General features: G+C 69.6%; 12 protein-coding genes. 4 read left to right on the forward strand and 8 right to left on the reverse strand.

What is annotated here, in order from left to right:
• Window positions 1-140: 140 nt before the first annotated feature.
• From P1J78_RS22840 to P1J78_RS22855, 4 genes are read right to left on the reverse strand one after another with little or no spacing between them, the layout of a single operon-like run.
• Window positions 141-746 carry a pyridoxamine 5'-phosphate oxidase family protein gene (locus P1J78_RS22840; protein WP_275569695.1) on the reverse strand — a complete coding sequence of 202 codons (606 nt, stop codon included), beginning with the start codon at window positions 744-746 and terminating at the stop codon, window positions 141-143.
• Window positions 743-1,471 carry a lysophospholipid acyltransferase family protein gene (locus P1J78_RS22845; protein ID WP_275569696.1) on the reverse strand — a complete coding sequence of 243 codons (729 nt, stop codon included), beginning with the start codon at window positions 1,469-1,471 and terminating at the stop codon, window positions 743-745. The genes P1J78_RS22840 and P1J78_RS22845 overlap by 4 nt, the downstream gene beginning before the upstream one ends.
• On the reverse strand, window positions 1,471-2,373 hold the full coding sequence (locus tag P1J78_RS22850) for a cell division protein FtsX (protein ID WP_275569697.1): 903 nt from the start codon (window positions 2,371-2,373) through the stop codon (window positions 1,471-1,473). The genes P1J78_RS22845 and P1J78_RS22850 overlap by 1 nt, the downstream gene beginning before the upstream one ends.
• Window positions 2,370-3,047: a cell division ATP-binding protein FtsE gene (locus P1J78_RS22855; RefSeq protein WP_275569698.1), complete on the reverse strand. Its 678-nt coding sequence runs from the start codon at window positions 3,045-3,047 to the stop codon at window positions 2,370-2,372. Before P1J78_RS22855 ends, P1J78_RS22850 begins: the two co-directional genes overlap by 4 nt.
• Window positions 3,048-3,215: 168 nt before the next feature.
• On the opposite strand from P1J78_RS22855, the gene P1J78_RS22860 reads away from it, so the two are divergent.
• Complete coding sequence (locus P1J78_RS22860; RefSeq protein ID WP_275569699.1) at window positions 3,216-3,992, forward strand: zinc-ribbon domain-containing protein; 777 nt, start codon at window positions 3,216-3,218, stop codon at window positions 3,990-3,992.
• Between the two features lie 9 nt (window positions 3,993-4,001).
• Here P1J78_RS22860 and P1J78_RS22865 read toward each other — a convergent pair whose 3' ends face one another.
• The 3 genes from P1J78_RS22865 to P1J78_RS22875 all read right to left on the reverse strand — a co-directional run bounded on the left by P1J78_RS22865 (window position 4,002) and on the right by P1J78_RS22875 (window position 6,767).
• Complete coding sequence (locus P1J78_RS22865; RefSeq protein WP_275569700.1) at window positions 4,002-4,964, reverse strand: acetyl-CoA carboxylase carboxyltransferase subunit alpha; 963 nt, start codon at window positions 4,962-4,964, stop codon at window positions 4,002-4,004.
• A 70-nt stretch (window positions 4,965-5,034) separates the two neighbouring features.
• Window positions 5,035-5,739, reverse strand: a complete 705-nt coding sequence (locus P1J78_RS22870; RefSeq protein WP_275569701.1) for an SDR family oxidoreductase — start codon at window positions 5,737-5,739, stop codon at window positions 5,035-5,037.
• A gap of 68 nt (window positions 5,740-5,807) precedes the next feature.
• Window positions 5,808-6,767, reverse strand: a complete 960-nt coding sequence (locus P1J78_RS22875) for an L-malyl-CoA/beta-methylmalyl-CoA lyase (RefSeq protein WP_275569702.1) — start codon at window positions 6,765-6,767, stop codon at window positions 5,808-5,810.
• Window positions 6,768-6,918: 151 nt separating this feature from the next.
• Here P1J78_RS22875 and P1J78_RS22880 point away from each other — a divergent pair, with 151 nt between their 5' ends.
• The 3 genes from P1J78_RS22880 to dgcA all read left to right on the forward strand — a co-directional run bounded on the left by P1J78_RS22880 (window position 6,919) and on the right by dgcA (window position 9,771).
• Entirely contained in the window at window positions 6,919-7,590 is a 672-nt protein-coding gene (locus P1J78_RS22880; RefSeq protein ID WP_275569703.1) for a hypothetical protein, read from the forward strand.
• 164 nt (window positions 7,591-7,754) lie between these two features.
• A complete protein-coding gene (dgcN, locus tag P1J78_RS22885; protein ID WP_275569704.1) occupies window positions 7,755-8,756 on the forward strand; it encodes an N-acetyltransferase DgcN in 1,002 nt (333 codons plus the stop codon).
• 49 nt (window positions 8,757-8,805) lie between these two features.
• Window positions 8,806-9,771, forward strand: a complete 966-nt coding sequence (dgcA, locus tag P1J78_RS22890) for an N-acetyl-D-Glu racemase DgcA (protein ID WP_275569705.1) — start codon at window positions 8,806-8,808, stop codon at window positions 9,769-9,771.
• A gap of 228 nt (window positions 9,772-9,999) precedes the next feature.
• On the opposite strand, the gene P1J78_RS25490 is transcribed toward dgcA, so the two are convergent.
• Window positions 10,000-10,137, reverse strand: a complete 138-nt coding sequence (locus P1J78_RS25490) for a DUF4411 family protein (RefSeq protein WP_374213412.1) — start codon at window positions 10,135-10,137, stop codon at window positions 10,000-10,002.
• Between the last annotated feature and the right edge of the window lie 49 nt (window positions 10,138-10,186).

Raw genomic sequence — 10,186 nt, forward strand, 5'->3', positions numbered from 1 at the left:
TAGCGGTTTTCCCATGATCCACCTCCACATATAGTGAATCACAAACCCTTCCTTATGGGAATCCCCGACTCTGGTTTTCCGCACGAGGCTCTAGAAAATCCTGACGGGCACGATCTTCTGGAAGATCGTGTTGGCCGCGGCTACCACATCCGCGCTTTGGCGTGGTCCGGATAGCCGGCGTCGTAGCCTTCCGCATCGAACCCCGCATCCGCCTCGCGGATCATCTCGCCCGCCGTCGGCACCGCGCCGCTGTCGTCCGTGCCCGACCACAGGTCGGCGCGCATCACCGCCTTGGCGCACTGAAAGTAGACCTCGGCAATCCCGACCACGATGACCGCGCGGGGATGCCGGCCCCGCTGCTCGAAGCGGCCGGTCATCGCCGGGTCGGCGGTCAGCCGGGCGCGGCCGTTCACGCGGACCACGTTCTTCGAGCCGCGCACCAGGAACATCAGGCTGACGCGCCCGTCGCGGACGATGTTGCGCAAGGAGTCGATGCGGTTGTTGCCGCGCCAGTCCGGCAGGGCCAGCGTCTGCGGGTCCAGCTCCGCCACCACCGGCCCGTCGTCGCCGCGCGGGCTGGCGTCGGTGCCCTCCGGGCCGACCGTCGTCAGGATGCAGAACCGCGAGGCCATGATCCAGCGGCGGTAGAGCGGGGTGAGCCGCGGGGCCACCTTGTCCAGCGATGTCTGCACCGGCGGCTCGGGATAGATGGCCTCCAGCGCCGCCACGTCCGCGATCCAGGTCATCGCCGGTCCTCCACTTGAAACCCCGCCTCTGCCATCAGCGCGTTCGAGCGCGTCTCGACCTCCTGCTCCAGCCGCGCCATGAAGGCGTGCTGGTCCAGTCCCGCGGAGATCCGCGGCAGGAACTCCAGCACGGCCAGCCCCGGCCGCCGGTAGATCCCGTGGCGCGGCCAGAACACGCCCACATTCGTCGCCGCCGGCACGCAGTCCTGTCCGAGCTCTCGGTAGAGCACGGCGCTGCCCACCTTGAAGGGCTTCGCCACCCCGGGGGCGACCCGGGTGCCCTGCGGGTAGATGATCAGCTGACCCGGCAGCGCCCGGCCCTTCGCGACATCGTCGAGCATCTTGGCGATCGCCGCGCCGCGCTTGCCGCGGTCGACCGGCACGCAGCCCATGCGCAGCGCGAACCAGCCGAGGATCGGGGCCCAGACGAGTTCCTTCTTCATGATGAACTTGGGCCGGGGCAGGACGCTGCACAGAAGGATGATGTCGAGGAAGGACTGATGCTTGGAGGCGATCAGCACCTCGTCGGTCGGCACCTCGCCGCGCACCTCGGTCTTCAGCCCGACCATCCAGCGCGCCGACAGCCGCACCCAGCGGCAATAGGCGTGCACCCCGGCATAGGCGCCGCGGGGCGAGATCACGGCGGGGACGATGTAGACCAGCGCCAGCACCGCCATGGCCAGATACATCTGGACGATGAACAGAAGGGAACGGAGCCACTGCATCACATCAACTCCCGAAGCGAGCGGAAGGCGGCGATGCGGGTCGACCAGAAGGCGACGATGGCCGCCAGGGGCGGGATCGCCAGCGGCCAGAGCCAGTGCAGCCCCTGAAAGCCGAGCCCGGTCAGGAACCCGCCCTCGGCGCTGGCCCGCGGCAGCAGCGCGATGGCGACGGCGCCCAGCACCGTGCCGACGGCCGCGCCGCTTAGCGCGCGCAGGGTGAAGCGGCGCACGAAGGCGCGGGCGATGTAGACGTCGCGTGCCCCCACCAGCCGCAGCACCCGGATCACCTGCGCGTTGGCGGCGAGCGAGGCCTGCGCGGCCAGCGTGATCATCGCCGCCGTCGCCAGTCCGATCAGCAGGATCGAGACAACGCCCAGCGTGCGCAGCCGGCTCGCCGCCTCGACCAGCGGGCGGCGCCAGCGGGTGTGGTCGTCCAGCACTGCGCCGGGGGCCTCGGCCGTCAGGCGCAGGCGCAGGCCCTCGGCGTCGTAGCCCGCGTCGTCCTCGATCACGTCGATCATCCGCGGGATCGGCAGCGCGTCGATCGGCAGGTCGGGGCCGAACCACGGCTCCAGCAGCGCGCGCTGTTCCGAGTCCTCCAGCACGCGGGCCGAGGCGATGCCGGGCGTCTCCTCCAGCACCCGCAGCGCGGCGCGCAGCTGCGCCTCCTCCTGCCCCGCGGGCGCGGAGATGCGCACGGTGGCGGAGCGGGCGAGTTCCGACGACCAGCGCTCGGCCAGCCGGTCGGTGGCCAGCGACAGCGCCAGCGCGAAGACGGCGAGGAAAGCCATCGCGCCGGAGGTGAACAGCGTCAGCCAGGCCGTGTGGCCGGTGGGCGGCACGACGCGGTCGGCCTGCGGATCGCCGCGCAGGACGTTCAGGATATCGGCCGCAACGCTCACAGGTCGGCCCCCGCCAGCTGCAGGTCGCGGTTGCGGATGCGCAGGACGCGGGCCTGCACCTGCTGTTTCGCGGTGCGGATCAGGTTCAGGTCGTGGGTCGCGATCAGGATCGTCTTGCCCATCCGGTTCAGCTCTACCAGCAGGGTCAGCAGGCGCAGCGACATCTCCCAGTCGATGTTCCCGGTAGGCTCGTCGGCGATGATGATCTCGGGCGCCATGATGACCGCACGGGCCAGCGCCGCGCGCTGGCGTTCGCCGCCCGACAGCTCCGGCGGGAAGGACCGCGCCTGCGCCGACAGGCCGACCCAGGCCAGAAGCTCGTTCAGGTTCGCCTCCTCGCCCTGCGGGTCGCGGCCCGAGACGGTGAGCGGCAGGGCGACGTTGTCCTCCACCGACAGGTGGTCGAGGAAGGCGCAGTCCTGGTGGACGACCCCGACGCGGCGGCGCAGCCGGGCGATGTCGTCGCGGTCCATGTCGCGCATGTCCTTGCCGAAGGCCGAGACGCGGCCGCCCGTCGGCAGCAGGTCGCCGTAGCAGAGCTTGAGGAAGGTCGTCTTGCCGGCGCCCGACGGCCCGGTCAGGAAGTGGAACGATCCCGGCGGCAAGGTCAGGCTGATCCCGCTGAGAAGCTCGCCGCCGCCGTAATTGTAGGACACGTCGTCGAGCTCGATCACGAATGGCCCCGGTTCTGTTTGATTACTGCGGCTCTTTTGCCGAAAATGCGGAGATGTTGCAATCGCGCCCGAGCCAAAAGCTATGATTTGCTGCAGGGGGCTGGTACAACCTGTGGAAAAGGGGCATGGATTGCACTCAAGACGTTGTGTGATCCGCTAGGGGGCGACATGAGGTTGATCTGCCCGAACTGCGGCGCGACCTACGAGGTCGATGCCAGCCTGATCCCGCCGGAGGGCCGGGATGTGCAGTGTTCGAATTGCGGTCACGGTTGGTTCCAGGCCCCGGACGGGGAGGCGGACGCCGAGGCAGAGGCGCAGGCGGCGCTCGTCGACGAGGGCGATGCCGAGCGGGCGGACGAGAACGCGCCGGAGGCCGCGGAAGAAGAGACCGCCCGGCGCCGGCGCGAGCTGGAGCCCGGGATCGCCGATATCCTGCGCGAGGAGGCCGAGCGCGAGGCCGCGGCGCGGCGGGCGGAGCAATCCGCCACGCTGGAAAGCCAGCCCGACCTGGGTCTCGACGAGGCGCCGGCGGAGGAAGAGCGCGACAGAAGTGCGGCGGCGCGCGCCCGCATGGCGCGGCTGCGCGGCATGGAAGACGGCGACGGCGACGCCGAGGATCGGCACGGGGCCCGCAAAGAGGTTCTGCCCGACGTGGACGAGATCAACTCCACCCTGCGCGGTCAGGAGGAACGCGGCGAGATGCCCGAGCCCGCCCCCGCCCATGAGCCCAAGGGGCGCGGCGGTTTCCGGTTCGGTTTTTTGTTGGTGGTGCTGCTCTGCGCGATCCTGGTGGGCGTCTACGCGCTGGCGCCGCGGATCGCCGAGATGTTCCCCGGGCTGACCCCCACGCTGACGGCCTATGTGGACTGGGTGAACATGATGCGCGGGCAGGTCAACGCCCTGGTCGAGAGCGGCGTCGCCTGGGTCCAGGGCATGCTCGGCTAGAGCGCCGCCTCAGGCCGCCAGCCCCTGCGCGCCCATCGACAGGAATTTCGACCGGCGCTCCTTGATCAGCGTCTCGCGGTCCTTCTCCGACAGGTCCGACAATAGCCCGTCCAGCGCCTTGCGCACGTTCTCGATCACCACCGCCGGCGCGCGATGCGCGCCGCCCAGCGGTTCCGGGACGATCCGGTCGATGACGCCGAGCTTCGACAGGTCCTGCGCGGTCAGCCGCAGTGCCTCGGCCGCCTCGCGCATCTTCTCGGCGTCCTTCCACAAGATCGAGGCGCAGCCCTCGGGCGAGATCACCGAGTAGACGGAGTGTTCCAGCATCGCCACCCGGTTCGCCGTGGCGAAGGCCACCGCGCCGCCCGAGCCGCCCTCGCCGATGATGATCGAGACCAGCGGCACGCCGAGCTGCAGGCATTTCTGCGTGGACCGCGCGATCGCCTCGGACTGGCCGCGCTCTTCCGCGCCCTTGCCGGGATAGGCGCCGGGGGTGTCGACCAGCGTGACGACGGGCAGGCCGAAGCGGTCGGCCAGGTCCATCAGCCGGATTGCCTTGCGGTAGCCCTCGGGGCGGGCCATGCCGAAGTTGCGCTCGATCCGGGTGCGCGTGTCGTTGCCCTTCTCGTGGCCGATCACCATGACGGCGCGGTCGCCGAACCGGGCCAGCCCGCCCATCACCGCATGGTCGTCGGCGAAGTTGCGGTCGCCGGCGAGCGGCGTGTACTCGGTGAACAGCGCCTCGATATAGTGCTTGCAGTGCGGCCGGTCGGGATGGCGGGCGACCTGGCATTTGCGCCAGGGCGTCAGGCCCTTGTAGAGGTCGGCCAGCATCGCCGCGGCCTTCTTGTCGAGCGCGGCGGCCTCGCCCTCGACGTCCATCTCCTCGTTCGTGCGCGCCAGGGCGCGCAGTTCCTCGGCCTTGCCTTCGATCTCGGCCAGAGGTTTCTCGAATTCGAGGTAGTGGGTCATGCGCACCTCTGCTGCTGCGGTTGCGGGGACATATGCCCCCCGCAACGCGGTAATGCAATGACCCGGCGCGTCAGACCCCGCGCGACAGGCCGCCGTCGATCCGGAGGTTCTGGCCGGTGACATAGCCGCCGTCCGGCCCCGCGAGATAGGAGACCAGCCCCGACACCTCGGCCACCGTGCCGGCGCGGCCCAGCGGCACCGGCGCCAGGCGGTCGGCATCGTGCGGGCGGCTGTCGATGAAGCCGGGCAGGATGTTGTTCACGCGGATGTTGTCGGGCCCGTGCTTGTCGGCCAAAAGCTTGGTGAAATTGCCGAGCGCGGCCCGGAACGCGCCCGAGGTCGGAAAGCGCGGGTCGGGCTCGTAGGCGGCGAAGGTCGAGATGTTGATGATCGCGCCGCCGCCGCCCTGCGCCATGATCGGCACCACCAGCCGGCAGGGCCGGATCACGTTCAGCAGGTACGCCTCCATCCCGCGGTGCCAGTCTTCGTCCGAGATATCCAGCACGCCGCCCTTCGGCCCGTCGCCGGCGGAGTTCACCAGCACGTCGATCCGGCCCCATTCGGCCATCGCCTTGTCGACCAGCGCCTGGTGCGTCTCGGGCTCCTGGTTCGAGCCGGTGACGCCGACGCCGCCCAACTCCTTCGCCAGCGCCTCGCCCTTGCCCGACGAGGACATGATGGCGACGCGGAAGCCGTCGGCGGCCAGCCGGCGCGCGGCCTCCGCCCCCATGCCGGAGCCCCCGGCGGTGATCAGGGCTACTTTGTTCTCGGCCATGCGCGTCCTCCCGTTCTGCGTCGGCGCGACAGTCGCACCCGGCCGGCCGGAGGGCAAGCGGGCGAGGCTCAGCCGCCGGCGATCATCTCGGCCTGCCGCACGATGCCCTCGGCCTGCTTGATCGAGGCGATGTCCACCAGCCGGCCCTTGTAGACGGTCGCGCCGGCGCCGGACGCCTTGGCCTCCTCCATCGCGGCGAGGATCTCGCGCGCCTCGGCCACGGCCTCGTCGGAGGGGGTGAAGACCTTGTTGGCCAGCGCCACCTGTTTCGGGTGGATGGCCCATTTGCCGACCATGCCCAGCGTGGCCGACCGACGCGCCTGGGCGATGAAGCCGTCGTCGTCGGAGAAGTCGCCGAACGGGCCGTCCACCGGCAGGACGCCATGGGTGCGGCAGGCGGCGACGATGGCGGCCTGGGCCCAGTGCCACGGGTCGGGCCAGTATTTCTGCCCCTCGTGGATCATGTAGTAGTTCTCCTGCGTGCCGCCGATGCCGGTGGTGGCCATGCCCATCGAGGCCGCGAAATCGGCCGCGCCGAGGCTCATCGCCTCCAGCCGCGGCGAGCCGGCGGCGATCTCCTCGACATGGGCGATGCCGGCGGCGCTCTCGATGATGACCTCGAACTTCAGCGGCCTGTCGCGGCCCGTTTCCCGCTCCATCGCCGTGACCAGCGCGTCGACGGCGTAGAGATCGGCGGCGCAGCCCACCTTGGGGATCATGATCATGTCGAGCCGGTCGGAGGCGCCCTCCAGCAACTCGACCACGTCGCGGTGCCAGTAGGGCGTGTCCAGCCCGTTGATCCGCACCGAGAGCGTCTTCTTTCCCCAGTCGACGTCGCCGATGGCCTGCACGATGTTGCGGCGCGCCTCGGCCTTGTCGTCTGGCGCGACGCTGTCCTCGAGGTCGAGATTGATGACGTCCGCGTCGCCGGCGGCCATCTTTTCGAAGATCGAGGGGCGCGAGCCGGGGCCGAACAGCTGGCAGCGGTTCGGACGGGACGGCGCAGTGGGCTGGAGACGGAAGGACATCGTGGCAACTTTCTTTCGTTTCGCGTTGCCTTCTGGGTAGGTTGTTGCGCGGTGCTGTGCAAGCCCTTCCCGCAGGCGGACTGTCGCCCTCCGGGCTTGGCGGGGCGCCTTCGCGGGGCGATACTGCCGCCATTGGATCGGAGGAATTGCAATGCGGATAACGGTCATGGGCGCGCTTCTGGCGCTGGCGGGCGGCGCGGCGGCCGCCGACGAGGTGGGCGTGCCGGCGGGCTGCGCGGTGACGGCGACGCTGGTGAAGCCCGATTGCGAGATGCATCAGGTACTGGCCTGCGAGGCCGCCGGGCCGACGCGGGTGGACGTCTACAAGGACGGTGTCTTCCTGGGCGAGGAGGCTTATGCGGCGACGACGCGGGTGCGCTGGCGGCGAGGCAACCTGCTACAGGAGCTGGAGGTGCTGGACGGCGGGTTCGACGCAGTGCCGGCGATGCCCGCCGAAGACGTGGTCGAGGTGGCGACGCGCCGGGTGCGCAAGCAGCTCGGGTCCGACATGGCGCCGATGACGGAGGAGTTCGACTACCGGATCGAGGCGTTAGGTCCGGCCATGCGGCGACTCGACGACGGCGGCGCGCGAGAGGTGCGCCGCTATCGCGTGACCACCCGCAGCCCGAGCCACGAAGCCTCGGATGTCACGGTGGACTACGACCCGGCGCTGGGCCTGCCGATCTGGGTCACCGGCGAGGTCGTGGCCCATGACGGCAGCCCGCGCGAGATCACCCTGGGTACGGCCGCCGTCTTGATGCCGGGCGAGCCGGGCTACATGTCCGACACGGCGCCGGACGGGGCGGCCTGTCCCCCGAGCTGAGCCCGGCCGGCCGCGGCCTTTCTGCGCAGGCGTGGGAAAGTTTTGTGCAATCCGTGGGTTTTGCGGGCGGAAATTCGACCGTTCTCTGCGATATGCCATGGATTCCGGCACGACTTGCCGCGCCCTGTGCCGATACTCGGCGGAACGACAAGGAGAGATTCGCGATGATCGAGACCCCGTATCTTCTGTTCCTCGGCGACGCGCCGGACCAGCTTGCCGCCAAGGTGGCGCAGGGCATCAAGGACTGGCGCCCCGAGCATGCCGTGGGCCAGTTCCGGCTGGAGGGCTGCAAGGCCGACCTTGGGCTGAAGGACATGGACCTTGCCGCCGCCAAGGCCGCGGGCGCGCGCACGCTGGTGATCGGCGTGGCGAACCGGGGCGGCGTGATCTCGCAGGCCTGGAAGAAGGTGCTGGTCGCGGCGCTGGAAGAGGGGTTCGACTTGGCCTCGGGGCTGCACAACCTGTTGCGCGACGAGCCGGAGCTGGTGGCGGTGGCCGAGGCCTGCGGCCGCAGCCTGCACGACGTACGGGTGCCCGAGGTCGACTATCCGATCGCCAACGGCAAGAAACGGTCGGGCAAGCGATGCCTGGCGGTGGGGACCGATTGCTCGGTGGGCAAGATGTACACCTCGCTGGCGATGGACAAGGAGATGAAGGCGCGGGGGCTGAAGTCGTCCTTCCGCGCCACGGGGCAGACGGGCATCCTGATCACCGGGGACGGGGTGCCCCTGGATGCCGTGGTGGCGGACTTCATGGCCGGCTCGATCGAGTGGCTGACGCCCGACAACGACGCCGACCACTGGGACATGATCGAGGGGCAGGGGAGCCTGTTCCACGTCTCCTATTCCGGCGTGACGATGGCGCTGATCCATGGCGGGCAGCCGGATGCGCTGATCCTGAGCCACGAGCCGACGCGGACGCATATGCGCGGGCTGCCGGACTATGCCCTGCCGTCGCTGGAGCAGCTGCGCGACACGGCGCTGCCCTTGGCGCGGATCGCGAACCCGGACTGCCAGGTCGTCGGCATCTCGGTGAACACCGCCGCGATGGGCGAGGACGAGGCGATGGCCTGCCTGGACGAGATCGAAAAGCGGATGGGGCTGCCGGCGGCGGATCCGTTCCGGCAGGGCGCCGGGAAACTGGTGGACGCGCTGGCGGCGATGTGAGCGTCGCCTCCGGCGGGAGTATTTTTGCCAAGATGAAGCGGAGGGGCGCATGAAGCTGAGCGTGCGGGCCGAAGAGTTCCGGCTGGCGGAGGCGTTCACGATCTCCCGCGGGTCACGGACCGAGGCGAAGGTGCTGACGGTGACCGTGGCCGATGGCGGCGCGGCCGGGTGGGGCGAATGTGTGCCCTATGCCCGGTACGACGAGACGCTGGAGAGCGTGACCGCCGAGATCGAGCGGCTGCCGGAGCGGTTGTCCCGGTCGGAGCTGCAGGAATTGCTGCCGGCCGGGGCGGCGCGGAATGCGGTGGATTGCGCCTTGTGGGATCTGGAGGCGAAGGCGGCCGGGAAACGCGCGTGGGAGCTGGCGGGGCTGGCGGCGCCGGGGCCGGTGGTGACGGCCTATACCTTGTCGCTGGGCGCGCCCGACGCGATGTGGGCGGCGGCGGCGAAGAATGCGTGGCGGCCGCTTCTGAAGGTGAAGCTGGGGACGGAGGCGGACATGCCTCGTCTGGAGGCCGTCAGGGAGGGCGCGCCGGACAGCCGGATCATCGTGGATGCGAACGAGGGGTGGTCGGCCGAGGTCTATTCCGAGCTGGCGCCGCATCTGGTGCGGCTGGGGGTGGAGCTGGTGGAACAGCCCTTGCCGGCCGGGGATGACGGGATGCTGGCCGAGATCGCGCGGCCGATCCCGGTCTGTGCCGACGAGAGCGCGCATGATCGGGCGACGCTGGACGGGCTGAAAGGCAAGTATGACATCGTGAACGTGAAGCTGGACAAGACCGGCGGGCTGACCGAGGCGCTGGCAATGAAGGCCGCGGCGGAGGCGGCCGGGTTCGGGGTGTTCGTCGGCTGCATGGTCGGGTCGAGCCTGGCGATGGCGCCGGCGGTTCTGGTGGCTCAGGGGGCGCAGGTGGTCGACCTGGACGCGCCGATGCTGCTGGCGGAGGATCGGGACGTGCCGCTGGTTTACGACGACCGGGGGGTCTGGCCGCCGGAGGCGGGGCTGTGGGGGTGAGGGCCGGTCCGGCGCAGCCGGTGGAAGGTCCGGTGGACCTTCCAAGGGGCGAACGCGCGGAGCGCCGGACGGGTGTCCGAGGTTGGACGGGGGTTCAAGTGTTTGGTTTTGCTGGAGTTAGCGGTAACAGGGGCCGCGGACGTCCGGGGTGTCCGAGGGGTGGTTTGGATGGGTGGGTTCGCTTTGCACTTATAAGGAGGGTACGTGAAATTACCCATACTACGCTCGCTAGGCTGAGAAGCCGACCTTTCTCAGCATGTCAAACACGAGCATGTTTCTGACGCCAAGGTCATCACATACGTCCGGAATTTTCACACGTTTCTTAGAGCGTTTGCCCACCGACATGAATCGATTGGGGATTCCCATTCGGCCGAGGGACTGATTCACTGACCCTGGGGCAGATACTGGGGGCAGC

Source organism: Psychromarinibacter sediminicola (genome assembly GCF_029168335.1).
Taxonomy (GTDB): domain Bacteria; phylum Pseudomonadota; class Alphaproteobacteria; order Rhodobacterales; family Rhodobacteraceae; genus Psychromarinibacter; species Psychromarinibacter sediminicola.